This window comes from Kineococcus arenarius subsp. arenarius, assembly GCF_050871845.1.
In the GTDB taxonomy this organism is placed as follows: Bacteria; Actinomycetota; Actinomycetes; order Actinomycetales; family Kineococcaceae; genus Kineococcus.
The window spans coordinates 1-20,576 of the sequence record NZ_JBJLSE010000014.1 but is presented as its reverse complement, the minus strand read 5'-3'; the positions used below and the strand labels follow the sequence as shown (position 1 = coordinate 20,576).

At 73.6% G+C, this 20,576-nt stretch carries 17 protein-coding genes; 15 read left to right on the top strand and 2 right to left on the bottom strand.

Going from position 1 to position 20,576, the window contains the following annotated elements; all coding sequences use genetic code 11:
- Window positions 1-5 precede the first annotated feature (5 nt).
- The 7 genes from ACRYM0_RS05745 to ACRYM0_RS05715 all read left to right on the top strand — a co-directional run bounded on the left by ACRYM0_RS05745 (window position 6) and on the right by ACRYM0_RS05715 (window position 9,168).
- On the top strand, window positions 6-2,048 hold the full coding sequence (locus ACRYM0_RS05745) for an HAD-IIIC family phosphatase (protein WP_432502975.1): 2,043 nt from the start codon (window positions 6-8) through the stop codon (window positions 2,046-2,048).
- Window positions 2,045-2,311: an acyl carrier protein gene (locus ACRYM0_RS05740; protein ID WP_432502973.1), complete on the top strand. Its 267-nt coding sequence runs from the start codon at window positions 2,045-2,047 to the stop codon at window positions 2,309-2,311. Before ACRYM0_RS05745 ends, ACRYM0_RS05740 begins: the two co-directional genes overlap by 4 nt.
- 71 nt (window positions 2,312-2,382) lie before the next feature.
- Window positions 2,383-3,468: a redox-regulated ATPase YchF gene (ychF, locus tag ACRYM0_RS05735; RefSeq protein WP_432502971.1), complete on the top strand. Its 1,086-nt coding sequence runs from the start codon at window positions 2,383-2,385 to the stop codon at window positions 3,466-3,468.
- Window positions 3,469-3,779: 311 nt separating this feature from the next.
- Window positions 3,780-5,411 (top strand): peptide ABC transporter substrate-binding protein, encoded by a 1,632-nt coding sequence (locus ACRYM0_RS05730; RefSeq protein ID WP_432503059.1) that lies wholly within the window; start codon window positions 3,780-3,782, stop codon window positions 5,409-5,411.
- A gap of 133 nt (window positions 5,412-5,544) precedes the next feature.
- Window positions 5,545-6,471 carry an ABC transporter permease gene (locus ACRYM0_RS05725; protein ID WP_432502969.1) on the top strand — a complete coding sequence of 309 codons (927 nt, stop codon included), beginning with the start codon at window positions 5,545-5,547 and terminating at the stop codon, window positions 6,469-6,471.
- On the top strand, window positions 6,464-7,411 hold the full coding sequence (locus tag ACRYM0_RS05720) for an ABC transporter permease (RefSeq protein WP_432484832.1): 948 nt from the start codon (window positions 6,464-6,466) through the stop codon (window positions 7,409-7,411). Before ACRYM0_RS05725 ends, ACRYM0_RS05720 begins: the two co-directional genes overlap by 8 nt.
- A complete protein-coding gene (locus tag ACRYM0_RS05715) occupies window positions 7,408-9,168 on the top strand; it encodes a dipeptide ABC transporter ATP-binding protein (RefSeq protein WP_432502967.1) in 1,761 nt (586 codons plus the stop codon). The genes ACRYM0_RS05720 and ACRYM0_RS05715 overlap by 4 nt, the downstream gene beginning before the upstream one ends.
- Window positions 9,169-9,220: 52 nt before the next feature.
- Here ACRYM0_RS05715 and ACRYM0_RS05710 read toward each other — a convergent pair whose 3' ends face one another.
- Entirely contained in the window at window positions 9,221-9,934 is a 714-nt protein-coding gene (locus ACRYM0_RS05710; RefSeq protein ID WP_432502965.1) for a VIT1/CCC1 transporter family protein, read from the bottom strand.
- A gap of 132 nt (window positions 9,935-10,066) precedes the next feature.
- On the opposite strand from ACRYM0_RS05710, the gene ACRYM0_RS05705 reads away from it, so the two are divergent.
- The 4 genes from ACRYM0_RS05705 to ACRYM0_RS05690 all read left to right on the top strand — a co-directional run bounded on the left by ACRYM0_RS05705 (window position 10,067) and on the right by ACRYM0_RS05690 (window position 12,078).
- Complete coding sequence (locus ACRYM0_RS05705) at window positions 10,067-10,222, top strand: hypothetical protein (protein WP_432502963.1); 156 nt, start codon at window positions 10,067-10,069, stop codon at window positions 10,220-10,222.
- Window positions 10,223-10,354: 132 nt separating this feature from the next.
- Window positions 10,355-10,990 carry a DUF3105 domain-containing protein gene (locus ACRYM0_RS05700; protein WP_432502961.1) on the top strand — a complete coding sequence of 212 codons (636 nt, stop codon included), beginning with the start codon at window positions 10,355-10,357 and terminating at the stop codon, window positions 10,988-10,990.
- A gap of 4 nt (window positions 10,991-10,994) precedes the next feature.
- Complete coding sequence (locus ACRYM0_RS05695) at window positions 10,995-11,663, top strand: DUF305 domain-containing protein (RefSeq protein ID WP_432502959.1); 669 nt, start codon at window positions 10,995-10,997, stop codon at window positions 11,661-11,663.
- A 7-nt stretch (window positions 11,664-11,670) separates the two neighbouring features.
- The gene (locus ACRYM0_RS05690) at window positions 11,671-12,078 is read left to right on the top strand and encodes an NUDIX domain-containing protein (RefSeq protein ID WP_432502956.1); all 408 of its coding nucleotides are present in this window, start codon (window positions 11,671-11,673) and stop codon (window positions 12,076-12,078) included.
- Between the two features lie 7 nt (window positions 12,079-12,085).
- On the opposite strand, the gene ACRYM0_RS05685 is transcribed toward ACRYM0_RS05690, so the two are convergent.
- Window positions 12,086-13,732, bottom strand: a complete 1,647-nt coding sequence (locus ACRYM0_RS05685; RefSeq protein WP_432502954.1) for a BCCT family transporter — start codon at window positions 13,730-13,732, stop codon at window positions 12,086-12,088.
- Between the two features lie 190 nt (window positions 13,733-13,922).
- On the opposite strand from ACRYM0_RS05685, the gene typA reads away from it, so the two are divergent.
- The 4 genes from typA (at window position 13,923) to ACRYM0_RS05665 (ending at window position 20,492) form a co-directional block, all read left to right on the top strand.
- Window positions 13,923-15,815 (top strand): translational GTPase TypA, encoded by a 1,893-nt coding sequence (typA, locus tag ACRYM0_RS05680; protein WP_432502952.1) that lies wholly within the window; start codon window positions 13,923-13,925, stop codon window positions 15,813-15,815.
- A 282-nt stretch (window positions 15,816-16,097) separates the two neighbouring features.
- Window positions 16,098-17,033, top strand: a complete 936-nt coding sequence (mshB, locus tag ACRYM0_RS05675; RefSeq protein WP_432503057.1) for an N-acetyl-1-D-myo-inositol-2-amino-2-deoxy-alpha-D-glucopyranoside deacetylase — start codon at window positions 16,098-16,100, stop codon at window positions 17,031-17,033.
- A 170-nt stretch (window positions 17,034-17,203) separates the two neighbouring features.
- Window positions 17,204-19,192 (top strand): AAA family ATPase, encoded by a 1,989-nt coding sequence (locus ACRYM0_RS05670; RefSeq protein ID WP_432502950.1) that lies wholly within the window; start codon window positions 17,204-17,206, stop codon window positions 19,190-19,192.
- A 562-nt stretch (window positions 19,193-19,754) separates the two neighbouring features.
- Window positions 19,755-20,492 (top strand): permease, encoded by a 738-nt coding sequence (locus tag ACRYM0_RS05665; RefSeq protein WP_432502948.1) that lies wholly within the window; start codon window positions 19,755-19,757, stop codon window positions 20,490-20,492.
- Window positions 20,493-20,576: the final 84 nt, after the last annotated feature.

Below are 20,576 nucleotides of genomic sequence, written 5' to 3'. Positions count from 1 at the left end.
ACACGATGGACCACGTCGACGCCGCTGAGCCGCGGGAGCGGGACGAGGACCCGGTGGGCCGGGCGCTGGCGGTCGTGTCCGCGCAGCAGGTCCCCACCCAGCGCGCCTGCCTGGACCTGGCCCGGGCGCTGTCGGGGGCGGGTGACGCGCGCCGCGCCGTGCAGTGGGCGTTCGCCTCGATCGACGCGGGCGAGGACTTCGCCGGCTGGCTGGCGGCCGCGCGCCTGTGGCAGCGCCACCGCGCCGACCTGCCCGCGCCGGCGCGGCGCGCGCGCGTGGCCGTGCTCGGCAGCTACACCACCACCCAGCTGACCAGCCTGCTGCCGCTGGCGTGCGCGCGGGCCGGGGTGGACGTCGAGGTCTACGAGTGCGGGTACGGCCTCTACCGGCAGGAGCTGCTGGACCCCACCAGCGGCCTGCACGAGTTCGCCCCCGACGTCGTCGTCCTGGCCGTGGACGCCGCCGAGGTCGACCTGCACCCGCCGGTGGCCGACCCGGGGGCCGCCGTCGAGGCCGAGGTGGCGCGCTGGACGTCCCTGTGGGACCTGGCCCGCGAGCGCTTCGGCGCCCGCGTCGTGCAGCACGGCGTCGTCGTGCCGCCCGACGAGCCGCTGGGTCACCTCGCCGCGCGGGTGCCCGGTTCGCGCAGCTCGCTGCTGCGCCGCTTCTCCGAGCGCCTCGGGGAGGTCGCCGCTTCGCCGGCCGGGCAGGGCGTCGCGCTGGTCGACTGCGAGCGCCTCGCCTCGGACGTCGGCAAGCGGACCTGGACCGACCCGCGCTACGTGCACGCCGCCAAGCAGGCCGTGTCGCTGGCGTGCGTGCCGCTGCTGGCCCGGCACACCGCCGCGGTGCTCGCCGCCCAGCTGGGCGCTTCGCGCAAGTGCCTCGTGCTGGACCTGGACGGCACGCTGTGGGGCGGTGTCCTGGGCGAGGTCGGCGTGCACGGCATCACCCTGGGCACCGGTGCCGCCGGCGAGGCGTACAGCGCCTTCCAGCGGTACGTCCTGGCGCTGAAGGACAAGGGCGTGGTCCTGGCGATCTGCTCCAAGAACGACGAGGAGCTCGTGCGCGAGGTCTTCGCGCAGAACCCGGACCTGCTCGTGAGCCTGGACGACGTCGCCGTCCTCAAGGCCAGCTGGCAGGACAAGCCCACCGCGGTGCGCAGCATCGCGGCGACCCTGGGCATCGGCGAGGACGCGCTGGTCTTCGTCGACGACAACCCCGCCGAGCGCGAGGCGGTGCGCGAGCTCGTCCCGGCGGTGGACGTGGTGCCGCTGCCGACCGAACCGGCCGGGTACGTCGCGGCGCTGGCGCGCTACCCGTTCTTCGAGACCGACGCGCTGACGGCCGAGGACGCCGCCCGCACCGAGCAGTACCGCGCCCGCGCGCTCGCGGCCCGGGAGCGCGACTCCGCCGGGTCGCTGGAGGACTACCTGGGCGGGCTGGGCATGCGCGCCGAGGTGGCGCCGCTGGGGCCGGCGAACGTCGCGCGCGTGGCGCAGCTGCTGGGCAAGACGAACCAGTTCAACCTCACGACCCGCCGGCACTCCCTGGCCGACGTGGAGTCCTTCGCGGTGGACCCGGACCGGTGCGCCCAGGTCGTCCGCCTGCGCGACCGCTTCGCCGACCACGGCGTGGTGGGCGTGCTGCTCGCCCGGCGGGTGCAGGACCCGTCCGGCCCGGTGCTGGAGGTGGACAGCTGGCTGATGAGCTGCCGCGTCATCGGTCGCACCCTGGAGGACGAGATGTTCGGCGTGCTGGTGCGGCAGGCGCGGGCCGCCGGCTGCGAGCGGCTGCGGGGCACGTACGTGCCCACGGCGAAGAACTCCCAGGTGGCGGGGCTGTACGAGCGGCTGGGCTTCAGCCGCGAGGAGGGCGCCGACGGCCTGGCGGGGGAGGGCTCGACCAGCTGGGTGCTGGCGGTGCCCGAGCGGGTGGAGACCCCCGGGCTGATGGAGGTGCAGGTGGACGTCACGGCCCCGAGCGCGGGCGCGGACGGCGACGAGGTGCCGGCGCAGCGCCGGCAGGAGCAGGAGGTGGCGCGGTGAGCGAACGGACGGGTGAGCTGCTGAGCGAGGACGGCGTCGACGGGCGGGTGCTGCGGGTCTTCCGCGACGTCCTGGGCGACGAGCAGCTCCAGCTGAGCGAGACCACGACGGCCGCGGACGTGCCCGGGTGGGACTCCCTGGCGCACATCAACATCATGTTCTCGCTGGAGTCAGAGTTCGGCGTGCAGTTCACCGACGCCCAGCTGACCTCCTTCGCGGACGTGGGCGAGCTGCGCCGGTTCCTGGCCGCCGCCGCGGGCTGAGCCCCGCCCCGGGCCCCGCGCCCCGCCCACCGGCGGGGCGCGGGACCGGGCGGCGGTAGGCTGCTGTCCCCGTGGCCCTCACCATCGGCATCGTCGGACTCCCCAACGTCGGCAAGTCCACCCTCTTCAACGCGCTCACGGAGAACGACGCCCTCGCGGCGAACTACCCGTTCGCGACGATCGAGCCCAACGTCGGGGTGGTGCCGCTGCCGGACCCCCGCCTGGACGAGCTGGCCCGGATCTTCTCCAGCGAGAAGACGGTGCCCGCGACGGTGTCCTTCGTCGACATCGCCGGCATCGTCAAGGGCGCCAGCGAGGGGGAGGGGCTGGGCAACAAGTTCCTGGCCAACATCCGCGAGGCGGACGCCATCTGCCAGGTGACCCGCGCCTTCGCCGACCCCGACGTCGTGCACGTGGCCGGCACCGTCGACCCGGCCGACGACATCGCCACCGTGCACACCGAGCTGGTGCTGGCGGACCTGCAGACCCTCGAGCGCGCGGTGCCCCGCCTCGAGAAGGAGGTCAAGGGCAAGAAGACCGACCCGTCGGTGCTGAAGGCGGCCCAGGCGGCCCAGGCGGTCCTGGACTCCGGGCGTCCGCTGTCGGCCGCGACGGCGGCCGACGACGTGGACGTGGCGCAGCTGCGCGAGCTGGGCCTGCTGACGACCAAGCCGTTCCTGTACGTCTTCAACGTCGACGAGACCGTGCTGGGCGACGAGGCCCGGATGGACGAGCTGCGCGCCCTGGTGGCACCGGCCGAGGCGGTCTTCCTGGACGCCAAGCTGGAGTCGGAGCTGGCCGAGCTGGACGCCGAGGAGGCCGCCGAGCTGCTGGCGTCGGTCGGGCAGGACGAGCCGGGCCTGAACCAGCTGGCGCGCGTGGGCTTCGCCACGCTGGGCCTGCAGACGTACCTGACGGCCGGGCCGAAGGAGTCGCGCGCCTGGACGATCCGCAAGGGCGCCACGGCGCCCCAGGCGGCCGGCGTGATCCACACCGACTTCCAGCGTGGCTTCATCAAGGCCGAGGTCGTCTCCTTCACCGACCTGGTCGCGGCGGGGTCGATGGCGGAGGCCAAGGCGCAGGGCCGGGTCCGCATCGAGGGCAAGGACTACGTCATGGCCGACGGCGACGTGGTGGAGTTCCGCTTCAACGTCTGACCCGCCGTCGAGGCCGCCGGGCGCCCGGGTGGGCGTGGTGTGCAGCACCCCTCACGGGGAGCGACACTGGGAGGCAGCCCGCCCGGGCACCGACGGCGATCGGGCGAGTTCGCGCCACACCCGCGACCACGGGTGTTAACGTGCTGCCCGACCGCTAGTGGTGGACATCCTGCCCAGCAGGAGCCGCCGTACCTGGGCAACGTGCCCAAGCAGACGTGCTTGCTAGGAGGAGTCCCACCGTGAGCAGCTTCGACAAGGACGACGCGCAGGGCCTCGTGCGTCGCATCGGCCTCGTCTCCCGCGGTCCTGTGATCACCCGTCGCGCCGGCCTGGCGGGCCTGCTGGGCGCCGCGGCCGTCAGCACCCTCGCGGCGTGCGGCGGCAGCGAGGAGGAGGGCGAGGGCAGCGCCGAGGGCACCGGCTCCGGTGGCGACGTCATCGCCAACGGCACCGAGCCGCAGAACCCGCTGGTGCCGACCAACACCAACGAGGTCGGCGGCGGGCGCCTGCTCGACTCGCTGTGGGCCGGCCTCGTCTACTACCAGGCCGACGGTTCCCCCGAGAACGACGTGGCCGAGTCCATCGAGTCCACCGACGGGCAGAACTACACGATCACCATCAAGCCGGACCAGACGTTCTCCGACGGCACCCCGGTCACGGCCAGCTCCTTCGTGGACGCCTGGAACTACGGCGCCCTGGGCACCAACGCGCAGCTGTCGAGCTACTTCTTCGAGCCGATCCAGGGCTTCGAGGAGGTCCAGGCCGACCCGCCGACCGCCCAGACCATGTCCGGCCTGCAGGTCGTGGACGACACCACCTTCACCGTGGCGCTGGTGCAGCCGGAGAGCGACTTCCCGCTGCGCCTGGGCTACTCGGCGTTCTACCCGCTGCCCGCCTCGGCCTTCGACGACATGGACGCCTTCGGCGAGAGCCCGATCGGCAACGGCCCCTACAAGCTGGCCGCCGCCGACGCCTGGCAGCACAACGTCCGCATCGACTTCGTGCCGAACGAGGCGTACACCGGCCCGCGGCAGGCGCAGAACGACTCGCTGGCGTTCGTCTTCTACGAGACCTACGACGCCGCCTACGCCGACCTGCAGTCCGGCAACCTCGACGTCATCGACAACATCCCGCCGTCGGCGCTGGCCACCTTCCAGGACGACCTGGGCGAGCGCGCCGTCAACCAGCCCTCGGCGGTGTTCCAGTCGTTCACCATCCCGCAGAACCTCCCGCACTTCAGCGGTGAGGAGGGCGCCCTGCGCCGGCAGGCGATCTCGCACGCCATCGACCGCGCCCAGATCTGCGAGACGGTCTTCCAGGGCACCCGCACCCCGGCGAAGGACTTCACGTCCCCGGTCATCGACGGCTACTCCGAGACGGTCCCGGGCAGCGAGGTGTTGGACTACGACGCGGAGGAGGCCCAGCGCCTCTGGGCGCAGGCGGACGCGATCGCGCCGTACACCGGCACCTTCACCATCGCCTACAACTCCGACGGTGGGCACCAGGAGTGGGTCGACGCCACCGCCGCCTACATCCGCCAGACCCTGGGCATCCAGGCCGAGGGCGCGCCGTACCCGACGTTCGCGGCGCTGCGCACCGACGTCACCAACCGCACCATCACGGGCGCCTTCCGCACCGGCTGGCAGGCGGACTACCCGGGTCTGTACAACTTCCTGGCGCCGATCTACGCCACCGGTGCCGGCTCCAACGACGGCGACTACAGCAACCCGGAGTTCGACGCGCTGCTGGAGCAGGCTGCTGCGCAGACCGACACCGGGCAGGCGAACGAGCTGCTGCAGCAGGCGCAGTCGATCCTCTTCGAGGACCTGCCCGCGATCCCGCTGTGGTACTCCAACGTCACCGGCGGCTCGTCGGAGGCGGCCAGCAACGTCCAGTTCGGCTGGAACAGCGTGCCGCTGTACTACCAGATCACCAAGAGCTGATCACGGCGCTCAGGGGTGGACCGCTTCCGGCCGGTCCACCCCTGACGCGCGTGCGCGTGGTGCGCACGAGGACGCCGGCAAGGACAACGGCCGGGGGCGGCCAGGGACGGCCGGCTCCCCGAGGAGGCTCGTGATGGGTTGGTACATCGGACGCCGTCTGCTGCAGATGGTGCCCGTCTTCTTCGGCGCGACGCTGCTGATCTACGCGCTCGTGTTCCTGCTCCCGGGGGACCCGATCCTCGCGCTGTTCGGCGAGCGCCCGGCCAGCCCGACGGCCGTCGCCGCGCTGCGGGAGCAGTACAACCTGGACGAGCCGTTCATCGTCCAGTACCTGCTCTTCATCAAGGGCATCTTCACCCTCGACTTCGGGCAGTCCTTCTCCGGCCGGCCGGTGATCGAGCAGCTGGCCGACGCGTTCCCGGTCACCATCAAGCTCGCCGTGATCGCCCTGGCCATCGAGGCCGTGCTCGGCATCGCGTTCGGCTTCCTGGCCGGTCTGCGCCGCGGCGGCGTCTTCGACTCCACGGTGCTGTTCCTCAGCCTCGTGGTCATCGGCATCCCGGTGTTCGTCCTCGGCTTCACCGCGCAGTACCTGTTCGGGGTGAAGTGGGGGATCGTCGACCCGACCGTCGGCGGTGACCCGTCCTTCTCGGAGCTGCTGCTGCCCGGGGCGGTGCTGGGGGCGCTGTCGTTCGCCTACGTGCTGCGGCTGACGCGCAACTCCGTGGCCGAGGCCCTCAGCGCCGACCACGTGCGCACCGCCACCGCCAAGGGGCTGGCGCGCCCGCGCGTCGTCACCGTGCACGTGCTGCGCAACTCGCTCATCCCGGTCGTGACCTTCCTGGGCGCGGACCTCGGCGCGCTGATGGGCGGCGCCCTGGTCACCGAGGGCATCTTCAACGTGCCCGGCGTCGGCCGGCTGCTGTACCAGGCCGTCATCCGCAGCGAGGGGCCCACCGTGGTCTCCGTCGTCACGGTGCTCGTGCTCGTCTACCTTCTCGCCAACCTCGTCGTGGACCTGCTCTACGCCGTCCTGGACCCGAGGATCCGCTATGTCTGAGACCACCGCGCGCCCCGGGCAGGAGCACTACGTCGCCCCCCTGGAGGAGACGCCGCTGGCCGCCGTCGACGCCGTCGACGAGTCCGCGCCCTCGGCGAGCCTGTGGGGCGACGCCTGGAAGCAGCTGCGCCGCCGGCCGCTGTTCATCGTGCCCTCGCTGATCATCCTGCTGCTGGTCGTGGTGGCGCTGTTCCCGTCGCTGTTCACCTCGGTGAACCCGCGCTACCAGGAGCTGGCCCGCGCGCTGGAGGGCGGCTCGCAGGGGCACCCGCTGGGCTTCACCCGCCTGGGCACCGACGTCTACGCCCGCGTGGTCCACGGCGCCCGCGCCTCGATCAGCGTGGGCCTGCTCACGACCGCCATCGTCGTCGTGGTCGGCGGCACGGTCGGGGCGCTGGCCGGGTTCTTCGGCGGCTGGCTGGACGCCCTGCTCTCGCGGGTGGTGGACATGTTCTTCGCGCTGCCGCTGATCCTGGGGGCCATCGTCATGCTGCAGGCGCTGCAGGGCCGAAGCGTCTGGACGGTCGCGCTGACCCTGTCGCTGTTCGGCTGGCCGCAGGTGGCGCGCATCATGCGCAGCTCCGTGCTGCAGGTGCGCGGCAACGAGTTCGTCACCGCGGCGAAGTCCCTGGGCCTGGGGCGCTTCGCGACGCTGCTGCGGCACGTGCTGCCCAACGCGCTGGGCCCCGTCATCGTCGTGGCGACGATCTCCCTGGGCACCTTCATCGCCGCCGAGGCGACCCTGTCCTTCCTGGGCATCGGCCTGCCCAGCAACGTCGTCTCCTGGGGCGGCGACATCAGCAACGCCGTGCCGTCGGTGCGCACCGACCCGTGGATCCTGCTGTGGCCGTCGATCGCCCTGTCGGTGACCGTCCTGTCGTTCCTCATGCTCGGCGACGCCCTGCGCGACGCCCTCGACCCGAAGGGCCGCACCCGGTGACCGAGCCCAGCACCACCTCCGCCGGACCCGTGGACCGCGGCACCCCGCTGCTGCAGGTGCGCGACCTGCAGGTCGACTTCACCTCCGGCGGCGGCACCGTCCACGCCGTGCGCGACGCCAGCTTCAGCGTCTACCCCGGGCAGACCGTGGCGGTCGTCGGCGAGTCCGGCTCCGGCAAGTCCACCTCCGCGCAGGCGGTCATCGGCCTGCTGCCCGGCAACGGCCGGGTGGTCGGGGGGCAGGTCCTCTTCGACGGCAAGGACATCGCCCACGCCTCGAAGAAGGAGTTCGTGCAGCTGCGCGGCCGGCACATCGGCCTGGTGCCGCAGGACCCCATGTCCAACCTGAACCCGGTGTGGTCGATCGGCTTCCAGATCCGCGAGGCGCTGGCCGCCAACGGCCTGGCCAAGGGCGCGGCGGCGAAGCAGCGCGCGGTGGAGCTGCTGGAGGAGGCCGGCCTGAGCGACGCCGCCCGGCGCACCAAGCAGTACCCGCACGAGTTCTCCGGCGGCATGCGCCAGCGCGCCCTCATCGCCATCGGCCTGGCCTCGCGCCCGCGCCTGCTCATCGCCGACGAGCCGACCTCCGCCCTGGACGTGACCGTCCAGCGGCAGATCCTGGACCACCTGGACACCCTGACCGCCGAGCTGGGCACCGCCGTGCTGCTCATCACGCACGACCTCGGCCTGGCCGCCGAGCGCGCCGAGCACCTGGTGGTCATGTACAAGGGGCGCGTGGTGGAGTCCGGCCCGGCGCTGGAGATCCTGCAGCGCCCGCAGCACCCGTACACCCGGCGCCTGGTGGAGGCCGCGCCCTCGCTGGCCTCCCGGCGCCTGGAGTCCGCGCACCGCGCCGAGGTCGTCGAGCACGCCCGCGAGCACGCGCTGGAGGCGCACGAGCGCGCCGCCGGGGGCGCGCACGCGTCGGCGGGAGCCGGGGCGGTGGGCGCCGACACCGTCACGCCGAACGTCATCGAGGTCCGCAACCTCGTCAAGGAGTTCAGCCTGCGCGGCTCGGGGTTGCGCGGGGAGACGCTGCGCGCGGTCGACGACGTCAGCTTCGCGGTGCGCCGCGGCACGACGACGGCGGTGGTCGGCGAGTCCGGCTCGGGCAAGTCCACCGTGGCGCAGATGGTGCTCAGCCTGCTGCCGCCCACCAGCGGCTCCGTCCTCTTCGACGGCGTGGACCTCACCGAGCTCGACCGCAAGGAGCTCTTCCGGTTCCGCCGGCGGGTGCAGCCGATCTTCCAGAACCCCTACGGGTCGCTGGACCCCAGCTGGAGCATCTTCCGCACGGTGGAGGAGCCGCTGCGGGTGCACGGCGTGGGCGACGCGAAGTCGCGCGAGGCGCGGGTGCGCGACCTGCTGGACAAGGTCTCGCTGCCGGCCGCCGCGCTGCGCCGCTACCCCAACGAGCTCTCCGGCGGGCAGCGCCAGCGCGTCGCCATCGCCCGCGCCCTGGCCCTGAACCCGGAGGTCGTGGTCTGCGACGAGGCGGTCAGCGCCCTGGACGTGCTGGTGCAGGGGCAGATCCTCGCCCTGCTCAACGACCTGCAGGCCGAGCTGGGCCTGACCTACCTGTTCATCACCCACGACCTCGCCGTGGTGCGCCAGATCGCCGACGACGTGGTGGTCATGGAGAAGGGCCGCCTCGTTGAGGCGGCCACCACCGACGAGGTGTTCGACGCCCCGAAGCAGGCCTACACGAGGGCGCTGCTGGAGGCCATCCCCGGCGGGAACATCCAGCTGGGGGCCTGAGCGGCGCACCCCCGCAGTGGCCGGCAGCGGCCACCGCGGGGGCGACCGCCCGTCACAGGGCCACGCCCACCAGGTGGCCGATGCCGTAGGTGACGGCCATCGCCAGCAGGCCGCCGCCCACGTTGCGCACCACCGCCCGCGGCGCCGGGGCGCCGCCGAGGCGGGCGCTGACCGCCCCGGTGACCAGCAGCGCCAGGACCACCGCGGCCACGCACACGGCCACCCGGGCCGGCTGCGGCGGCAGCAGCACCGCCAGCAGCGGCAGCAGGCCGCCGAGGGTGAACGCGACCGTCGAGGCGGCCGCCGCCTGCCAGGGGCTGGTGAACTCCTCCGGGTCCAGCCCCAGCTCGGCCTCGGCGTGCGCGGCCAGCGCGTCGTGCTCGGTCAGCTCCACCGCCACCCGCCGCGCCAGCTGCGGCGACAGGCCCTTGGCCTCGTAGATCGCCGTCAGCTCCGCCAGTTCCTCCTCCGGCATCTCTGCCAGCTCCCGGCGCTCCTTCGCCAGCAGCGCCCGCTGGGTGTCGGACTGGGTGCTCACCGAGACGTACTCGCCGGTGCCCATGGACAGCGCCCCGGCCACCAGGGCGGCCACGCCCGCGGCGGCCAGCGCACCGGCGTGCTCGGTGGCCGCCACCACGCCGAGCAACACGCCGGCCACGGACACCACGCCGTCGTTGGCGCCCAGCACGCCCGCCCGCAGCCGGTTCAGGCGGGCGTCGACGTCGGAGACGTGCAGGTCGGGTTCACCGGGGTGCGTGCTGGCCACGGCAGGAGGCTAGGGCCCCGACGGTCCGGTCCTCCCGCGAGCCCGGTCCTCCGGTCGTGGGCCCGCCCCCGCGCAGCGCGGTGCCCCGCGCGTGCTGGTGACGCCGTGCGGCCGCGGGGCTACGGTGTTCGGATGCAGTTCGTCGTCGCACTGACCGTGCTGGCCGTCGCCGTCGCCGCCGCCGTCGTGTACTGGCGCACCGACCCCCGCCACCGCCTGCCCGCCTCCGCCCGCCCGGAGCACGGCAGGCGCACCCGGGCCGGGGCGCGCACCACCGGCCACGGCTGAGGGCCCTCCCCGGACGGTGGTGCGTGTCACGGATCACGTCGGCGCGCCGCCGGGGGCCGAACCCCCGCACCCGCTGCGGCGTTGCACCCTGGGAGGGTGCGCCGTCCGGGCGCTCACGGGGAGAGGGAGTCGATGGGCGAGACGAAGGACGAGCGCACCGGGCCGGCCGCGGGCCGGGACCGGGCGGCGCGGGTGGCCGCCATGCAGCGGGCGGAGCGGGCGCGCGCCCGGCGGCGGAAGGTCGCGCTGATCGCCGTGCCCACCGTGCTGGTGCTCGGCGCCGGTGCCGGGGTCGCCGCCGTGATCGCGGCCCAGCCGGACCCGCCGTCGCTGGAGGCCGTGCAGACCTTCGACTACGTCGGCAGCCAGCACACCGAGGAACCGGTGACGTACGCGGAGACCCCCCCGGTGGGCGGTGAGCACGACCCCGTCTGGCTGAACTGCGGGATCTACGACGCGCCGGTCCCGAACGAGAACGCCGTGCACAGCATGGAGCACGGCGCCGTGTGGATCACCTACGCGTCCGACCTGCCCGCCGAGCAGGTGGAGCAGCTGACCGAGACCGTGGAGGGCAGGGACTACACCCTGCTCTCGCCGTACGAGGGCCTGCCCTCGCCGATCGTGCTGTCCGCCTGGAACCACCAGCTGACGGTCGACAGCGCGGACGACCCGCGCATCGGGGCCTTCCTGTCCGAGTACGTGCAGGGTGCGCAGACGCCCGAGCCCGGTGCGCTGTGCAGCAACGGCGTGGGCACCCCCACGGGCTGAGCGCGTGAGCCCCCGCACCCGCCCCGGCGCCAGCCGTGTCCTCGTCCTGGTCGCCGTCGTGCTGGTGGCCCTGGTCGCCGGCGTCCTCGCGGGCCGCGCCCTGCCGGACGCCCCCGGTGAGCAGTCCGCCGACGTGGGCTTCGCCCGCGACATGGGCACCCACCACCAGCAGGCGATCGCGATGGCCTACGAGGCGATCCAGGAGGCGCCCTCCGCCGAGGTGCGCCAGCTCGCCGTCGACATCGCCTCCACCCAGGGCAACCAGCTGGGCCGCATGCAGGCGCTGCTGATCGAGTGGGGTCACCCCCTCACCGGGTCCGCCCCGGCGATGGCGTGGATGGCGGGCACCGAGGAGCACGCCGCGCACGGGCAGCAGGAAGGGGAGGCGGGCGTGGTGACCATGCCCGGCATGGCCAGCGCCGAGGAGATGGCCCGGCTGGCGCAGCTGAGCGGCGAGGAGTTCGAGGTCGTCTTCCTGCAGCTGATGCTGCGCCACCACGCCGGTGGCCTGCAGATGGCCGAGGCCGGCGCCGAGCTCGTGGGGGACGAACAGCTGCGCGAGCTGGCCGAGGCGATCCTCGCCAGCCAGAGCAGCGAGACGCAGGTCCTCGAGGACCTGCTGGCCCAGCGGGGCGCCGAGCCGCTGCCGTTCCCCGAGCAGGACGCCGCGTGAGGCCCGCGTGAGGCTCGTCGTGGCCGCGGCGCTGGTGGACGACCTCGCGGCGCCGCGGCTGCTGCTGGCCGCCCGGCGCAGCGCCCCGCCGGCGCTCGCCGGCCGCTGGGAGCTGCCCGGCGGCAAGGTGGAACCGGGGGAGGAGCCCGCGGCCGCGCTGCACCGGGAGCTGCGCGAGGAGCTGGGGGTGGGCGCGGAGCTGGGCGCGGAGGTCCCGGGCCCCGCCGGCGGCGCGTGGCCGCTCGGCGGGGACCTCGTGATGCGGGTGTGGTGGGCCCGCGTGGCGCTCGGTGACCCCGCCCCGCTGCAGGACCACGACGAGCTGCGCTGGCTGCCGCCGGGGCGGTGGTCGTCCGTCGACTGGCTCCCGGGCGACGTGCCCCTCGTGCAGCGGCTGGCCGCGACGGCGGGCTGAGGCCCGGTCAGCGGCGCCCGGCGTCCTCCGCCGCGGCCGTGCCCGCACGCGCCGCGTCCGGGTGCGCCGCGTCCAGGTGCGCGGCGTCGGCGACCCGCTCGCGGTGGTCGGCGCGCAGGTCCTTCGCCAGGGCCACGCACAGGCCGATCATCACGACCAGGAACGGTGCCGCCACGATGATCGCGACGTTCTTCAGCGCCTGGATCCCGCCACCGGTCGAGCCGCCGACACCCAGCAGGATGGCGGCCGTGGCGCCGGTGAGCAGCGCCCACGCGACCGTCACCCAGCGGTTCGGCTCGCCGGCGCCGTTCGAGCTGAGCGAGCCCATGACGATGCTCGCCGAGTCGGCGCTGGTGACGAAGTAGATGACGATCATCAGCACGACCACGACCGAGCTGACGGCGCCCAGGGGCAGGGAGCCCAGCACGGTGAAGAACTGGCTCTCCTGCGCCAGTTCGCTGATCTCGACGCCCTCCTGGAACTGCGCGTACAGCGCGGTCCCGCCCAGGACGGAGAACCAGACCAGGGCGATGGCGCTGGGGGCGGCGACCACGCCGAGCACGAACTCGCGGATGGTGCGGCCCCGGGAGATGCGGGCCAGGAAGGTGCCGACGAAGGGCGCCCAGGACATCCACCAGGCCCAGTAGAAGATCGTCCAGCCGCTCAGCCACTCGTCGCCGCCGTAGGCGCCGGTGCGGAAGGAGATCCGCGGCAGCTGGGAGAGGTAGTTGCCCGCCGTGGAGGGGGCCAGGTTCAGGATGAAGACCGTCGGCCCGACGACGAAGAGGAACAGCAGCAGCAGGACCGACAGGACCATGTTGGTGTTCGACAGCCACTTGATGCCGCGCTCGATGCCGCTGAAGGCGGACAGCACGAAGCAGGCGGTGAGGACCACGACGATCCAGACCTGGGTCGAGGTGTCGATCTCGACGCCGAACACCTGGTCCAGGCCGCCGTTGATCTGCGCCGCGCCGAGGCCGAGCGAGGTGGCCGTGCCGAAGAGGGTGGCGAAGATGGCCAGGACGTCGATGACCTTCGCCGGGCCGGTGCGCCCGCGCAGCAGCGGCGCGAAGGGGGCGGAGAAGCCGCCGGTGCGGCCCTTGCGGTACCAGGCGTAGGCCAGCGCGAGCCCCACGACGGCGTAGATGGACCACGGGTGCAGCGCCCAGTGGAACATCGCGTAGATCATCGCGTAGCGCTCGGCGTCCAGGGTGCCGGGCTCGATGCCGCCCTCGGGCGGGGTGAGGGTGTGCGAGATCGGCTCGCTGACGCCGTAGAACAGCAGGCCGATGCCCATGCCGGCGCTGAACATCATGGCGAACCACGAGGCGGTGGAGAACTCCGGGCGGTCCTCGTCGCGACCCAGGCGGGTCCTGCCGTGCTTGGAGAGCATGAGCCAGGCGGCGAAGGCCACGAAGCCGGTGGCGCCGAGCACGAAGGCCCAGCCGAAGTTGGTGGTCAGCCAGGTCAGGACCGCGCCGGAGACGTCGGCGAAGCCCTCGGGGAAGGCCAGGGCGAGACCGAGGAAGACCAGGACCGCGACGGCGCTGACGCCGAACACGACCTTGTCGACCGGGTAGCGGCTGTGGCCCGCGGAGGGCTGCTCGTCGGTCGCTCCGGAGGTGGACGATCGGTGGTCAGGTGGTGCGGACATGACCCACAGGGTGGCACGAGATGCTTCTTCCTACCCATCGAGCGGTGGTTCAAACGCACTAGTCGATGAGCGTCTTCGCAGGTCAGAGCCTTGTTGCAAAGTGCAAGGATCACCGTGGCGAACCGGTGGGCCGCCCCTGGCGGCTACACTGGGGCGTCCGCACCCCTCTGCACCGGATCGAGCAGCAACCATGCCCCTGAGCACCCGCGACGACCTGCGCAACGTCGCGATCGTCGCCCACGTCGACCACGGCAAGACGACGCTCGTGGACGCGATGCTCTGGCAGTCCGGCGCGTTCCGGGCCAACGCCGACGTCGCCGACCGCGTCATGGACTCCGGCGACCTCGAGCGCGAGAAGGGCATCACCATCCTCGCGAAGAACACCTCGGTCCGGTACGCCGGCCCGGGTGCCCCCGAGGGCGGCATGACCATCAACATCATCGACACCCCCGGCCACGCCGACTTCGGCGGCGAGGTCGAGCGCGGCCTGTCCATGGTCGACGGCGTCGTGCTCCTCGTCGACGCCTCCGAGGGCCCCCTGCCGCAGACCCGGTTCGTGCTGCGCAAGGCGCTGGCCGCCGGGATGCCCGTCGTCATCCTCGTCAACAAGGTCGACCGCCCCGACGCGCGCATCGCCGCCGTCGTGGAGGAGACGTACGACCTGCTGCTGGACCTGGCCGCCGACGTCGAGGGCATCGACGCCGACAAGCTGCTCGAGGTCCCCGTCGTCTACGCCTCGGCGAAGAACGGCCGCGCCTCGCTCAACCAGCCCGAGAACGGCGGCCTGCCGGACTCCGAGGACCTCGTCCCGCTGTTCCAGACGATCATCGACACCATCCCCGCGCCGGTCTACGACCCCGAGACCCCGCTGCAGGCGCACGTCACCAACCTCGACGCCTCGCCGTTCCTGGGGCGCCTGGCCCTGCTGCGGATCTTCTCCGGCGAGCTCGTCAAGGGCCAGCAGGTCGCCTGGTGCAAGCACGACGGCACCATCGAGCGCGTCAAGGTCACCGAGCTGCTGGTCACCGAGGCCGTCACCCGCGTGCCCGGCGAGAAGGCCGGCCCCGGGGACATCGTCGCCGTGGCCGGCATCGAGGGCATCACCATCGGCGAGACCCTCGCCGACCCGGAGGACCCGCGCCCGCTGCCGCTCATCACGGTGGACGAGCCCGCCATCTCGATGGTCATCGGCATCAACACCTCGCCCATGGCCGGTCGCGTCAAGGGCGCCAAGGTCACCGCGCGCCTGGTCAAGGACCGCCTGGAGAAGGAGCTGGTCGGCAACGTCTCGATCCGCGTCCTGCCGACCGAGCGCCCCGACGCGTGGGAGGTGCAGGGCCGCGGCGAGCTGGCCCTGGCGATCCTCGTCGAGCAGATGCGCCGCGAGGGCTACGAGCTGACCGTCGGCAAGCCGCAGGTCGTCCTGCGCAAGGACGAGAACGGCAAGACCCTCGAGCCCTTCGAGAACCTGACGATCGACTGCCCCGAGGAGTACCTGGGGGCCGTCACCCAGCTGCTCGCCGCCCGCAAGGGCCGCATGGAGACGATGACCAACCACGGCACCGGCTGGGTGCGCATGGAGTTCTACGTCCCCTCCCGCGGGCTCATCGGCTTCCGGACCGAGTTCCTCACCGACACCCGCGGCACCGGCATCGCGCACGCGATCTTCGCGAAGTACGACCACTGGGCCGGGGACATCCGCACCCGCCAGTCCGGCTCGCTGGTCGCCGACCGCGCCGGCGCCGCGACCGCGTTCGCGATGACGAACCTGCAGGAGCGCGGGCAGATGTTCATCGAGCCGACCTCCGAGGTGTACGAGGGCATGATCGTCGGGGAGAACTCCCGCGCCGACGACATGGACGTCAACATCACCAAGGAGAAGAAGCTCACCAACATGCGGTCCTCGACCTCCGACGAGTTCGAGCGCCTCATCCCGCCGCGCCACCTGTCGCTGGAGCAGTCGCTGGAGTTCTGCCGCGAGGACGAGTGCGTCGAGGTGACGCCGGAGGCCGTGCGCATCCGCAAGGTCGTCCTGGAGGCGTCCGCGCGCGCCAAGACGGCCTCGAAGGCCAAGAAGGGCTGACGCACCGCGCGCCGCGGGGCGGTGGTCCGGACGACGGGTCACCGCCCCGCGGCGTTCCCGGTGGGCTCCCCGCCGCCCCGCGCCGCGATCATGCGTCTTGCACCGGGCGCCGTCGCGGCACAGGGTTGGAGCATGACGACGATCCCCGAACCCCCCGCGGAACCCGACGACACCCCCGAGGGCGCCGCCGGGGCCGCCACCGCGGGGCGCGACCCGCTGGAGATCGCCGCTGAGCTCGTCGACGACGCCGCGCGCGAGCTGGACCCCGCCGAGCTGGCGTCGATGGAGGGCCTCGACCAGCCGCACCGGCTGCTGCTCGTGCACGCCCACCCGGACGACGAGTCCATCGGCACGGGCCTGACCATGGCCCGCTACGCCGACGCCGGCGCGCAGGTCGTGCTGCTGACCGCCACCCGCGGGGAGCTCGGCGAGGTCATCCCGGCGGAACTGGCCCACCTGACGCCCGACGAGCTCGCCGAGCACCGCACCGGGGAGCTGGCCGCCGCCATGGAGGCCCTCGGGGTGGAGGACCACCGCTTCCTCACCCGACCCGACGGCAGCGGCTACCGCGACTCCGGGATGGTCTGGGCCGCGCCGGGGCGCGCGGCCTCCGGCGAGGACGTCGACCCGCGCGCGCTCACCGCCGCCGACCCCGAGGAGGTCGCCGAGCGCATCGCCGAGGTGCTGCGCGAGGTGCGGCCCCAGGTCGTCGTCACCTACGAACCCGGCGGCGGCTACGGCCACCCCGACCACGTGCGCGTCGCCGAGGCCACCGCGCGGGCGCTGGTCCTGGCCGCCGGCGAGGGCCGCGACGGCGACCCCGCGCCCGTCGTGCCGTGGCAGGTGGCGAAGGTGTACGAGATCGTCCAGCCGGAGAGCGAGGCGCGCGACGCGCTGCGCCGCCTGGCCCGCACGGGCGCGCCCGGCGCCGCCGACCCCGAGGGGCCGCTGCCCTCCGTCGCCGTGCCGGACGCGCAGGTGAGCACCGTCGTCGACGGCGGGGAGCAGCTGCCCGCGAAGATCGCCGCGCTGCGCGCCCACGCCACCCAGGTCACCCTCGACCTGGACGCCGAGGTGCCCACGATGCGCCTGTCCAACGGGGTGCCGCAGGCCCTGGGGCCCCGCGAGCACTTCCGCCTCGTGCACGGCGTGGCCGCCGGCCCCTTCGACGAGCAGGGCCGCGAGACCGACCTCTTCGCCGGCGTCGCCACCTCCTGAGCCCCGCGCCCGGGCGGCGAGCGGTGATCGCACTTGGACGCTCCGTTGCGCCGGTCGGGTGAACCCGATCCTCCGAACCGGTCACCGAGGTGCGCGCGCCGGACCCGGCGGGGGTTGGGTGGAGCCCTGGCCCGGTACGCCGTCCGGGCCGCCCGAGGAGAGGAGCGGCCGTGGCCGACCTGGTGGGGACACCGCGCGGGCAGTCCGGGACGAGCCGGGGCGCCACCGCCCGGCGGGCCGGTCGCGACGCCGGGGACGTGGGCCGGCTGCGCGAGCGCCGCCGGCGCCGGCGCGCCGCCGCGCTGGCCGCGGCCGTGGCCGTCGTGCTGGCCGCCGGGGCCGTGAGGCTGGCCACCGGCAGGTCCCTGCTTCCGGCCCTGCCCTCGATCGACCCGCTGTACCTGATGTCCGGGCTCTTCTTCGCGGTGCTCATCGCGGTGCTGCTGGGGCAGACCCTCGTCGCCGGGCGCTCGCCGCACGTGGTGTACCGGCCCGAGCAGATCGACGTCACCCTCGACGACGTCAAGGGACTGGCGCCCGTGAAGGAGGACGTCGAGCGCAGCCTCGACCTGTTCCTGTCCGCGCGCAGCTTCCGCCGCGACATGGGCGGCCGGCCGCGCCGCGGCCTGCTGTTCGAGGGGTCGCCCGGCACCGGCAAGACCCACATGGCCAAGGCCATGGCCCACGAGGCGGGCGTGCCGTTCCTGTTCGTCTCCGCCACCTCCTTCCAGTCCATGTGGTACGGCGCCACCGCGCGGAAGGTGCGCTCCTACTTCCGGGCGCTGCGCAAGGCGGCCCGCGCCGAGGGCGGCGCCATCGCCTTCATCGAGGAGATCGACGCCATCGCCGCCGCCCGCGGTGGCATGGCCGCCGCCACCCCCCTCGCCCCGGTCCCCGCCACCGGCGTGCTGGGGTGCGGCGGCCTGACCGGGCTGGCGATGGGTGCGCCCGGCGCCGGGGCGCCCGTGCGCGTCGAGCGCCTGGCCAGCAGCGAGGGCGCCAGCGGCGTCGTCAACGAGCTGCTCGTGCAGATGCAGTCCTTCGACGAGCCCACCACCGGCGAGCGGCTGCAGGGCTGGGCCGTGGACGTCGTCAACCGCTTCCTGCCCGCCTCCCGGCGCCTGGCCCGCCCGCGCAGCGAGCCCGCCGAGGTGCTCGTCATCGCCGCCACCAACCGCGCCGACGCCCTCGACCCCGCCCTGCTGCGCCCCGGCCGCTTCGACCGGCGCCTGACCTTCGGTCTGCCCGACAAGGCCGGCCGGCGCGAGCTGGTCGACCACTTCCTGGCGGCCAAGGCCCACGAGCCGCAGCTGGACGAGGACGAGCGCCGCGACGCCCTGGCGGGCATCACCAACGGGTACAGCCCCGTGATGATCGAGAACCTCCTCGACGAGGCGCTGGTCAACGCGGTGCGCCGCGACGCGCAGGGCATGTCGTGGGCCGACGTCGAGCACGCCCGCCTGGTCACCGAGGTGGGCCTGGGCCAGCCCGTCGGCTACACCGAGCACGAGGAGCGGCTCATCGCCACCCACGAGGCCGGCCACGCGACCGTGGCCTGGCTCGTGGCGCCGCAGCGGCGCCTGGAGATCCTCACCATCGTCAAGCGCGCCGACGCCCTGGGGCTGCTCGCCCACGGCGACGCCGAGGACGTCTACACCCGCTCGCGCGCCGAGCTGGCCGCCATGGTCCAGATCGCGTTCGGCGGCCAGGTCGCCGAGGAGCTGTTCTTCGGCGACGTGTCCACCGGCCCCGCCGGCGACCTGCAGGCGGCCACCGCCACGGCCGCGCAGATGGTCGGCGCGGCCGGCATGGCCGGGACCCTGGTGTCCTTCACGGCCGTGCAGAACGGCGCCCTGGCCGACGGCAACCTCGTCTCGCGCGTCCTGGGCGACAGCGAGGGCCGGCGGATGGTGGAGGCGCTGCTCACCGAGCAGCGCGACGCCGTGCGAGAGCTGCTCGACCGGCACCGCCACCTCGTGGCCGCGCTGCGCGACGCCCTGCTGGAGCGGCAGGAGCTGATCGGCCGCGAGATCACCGACGTCCTCGAAGCGGCGCACGCCGCGCACGGCACCGCCCCGCTGCTCGCGAGCGCGCCGCGCGTGCTCGACCTTCGCGACGGCGCCGCGCTGCGCACGTCCCCGGGCGCGACCCGGGGCTGACCCGCGCCACCGCGCCCGGAGGGGAGGCGCGGACGCGCGGGGAGCACGGCCGGACCCGCCCGTGCCCTCCGGGGGGAGGGGGCGGGCGGGCCGGGCACCGCTCACGGGCGTGGTCGTAGTGCTCGGCGGTCCGCGGGTGCACCAGTCGGTGGGATCCTCGACTCCACCGGGCCGGCCGCTGGTGCGTTCCCACGCGCTGGGCCGGGTGGTGGTGATCGCTACGGCTCCGCAGGGCGGTTCCTCGGCCGCTCGTCACCCGGATGGCGTCCGCCCACGCACCACGGGCCCCGGGAACGACGGGATCCCGGTGGCTGTGGCCACTGCGCCCGCAGGCTCCCACCGGCGTCTCAGAGCGGGGCGGTCGTGTGGTGGGTCGAGCTCCGCCAGCGCTGGAAGCGCGAGTTCGTGGACGCGTGCAGGAGCGGTTCCCGACTCGCTCCCACGCTTTTCTCCCTCGAGGATGTTCATCGACCCGCTTGCACCGACTACCGCCCTGATCGGTTCGGGGTACTTCTCCGCAGGCCTGGACGAGACCACCACGACAAGCACGAGGAGAATGACCATGACGACGCCCAGTCACGACGCCGGCAACAGCAGGTCGAGCCAACTCGCAGGCGCCACCGCGGCGCAGGGCGAGCACCCCACCACCACGGCGGACGATCGCCTCTCCGTGCACCGCAGCGGCGCGGGTTTCGGTGCGGACCACGACATCAACGTCAACGTCCCGGCTCAGCGCGGTGACCAGGTGCGCTGGGGCCCGGTGTGGGCGGGGGTCGTCGTGGCCCTGCCCACCTTCTTGCTCGGCACGATGATCTTCCTCGCCCTCGGTGTCCTCGACTCCGACGGGGTCTCGGGGACCACCGGCGGCGTCGTGACGGGGCTGATCGCCCTGGGCGCGTTGTTCCTCGGTGGTCTGACCGCTGCCGCGACCGCCATGTGGCGCGGGTTGAGCTCGGGCCTGCTGCACGGGATCCTCGTGTGGGCCCTGAGCATCGTCGCCTTCCTGGCCCTGACCCTGCTCGGCGGCGGGGCGCTCCTGGGTTCCGCGGGCAACATCGCCTCCCAGCTGATCGACCCCGCGACGGTCTCCAGCGCGGTTTCCGGGGTCGACGCCTCCGACGTGCCGGACGTCTCCGCGGCTGAACAGACCCAGGCCCGCGAGGCGGCGCAGTCCGCCGCCTCCTACGCGGTGCTGGGCCTGGGTCTGACGTTCATCGCCGCCGCGGCCGGTGGGTTGGTGGGGGCGAAGTTCTGGCCCCGCAAGAAGGACCTGCAGACCACCACCACCACCACTCACTGATCTCCACCCCGCGGGTCGCGGTACGTGCGACCGGGCGGGTCCGAGGAGCAGCACCTGCGAGGGCCGGCAGCCGTGCCGGCCCTC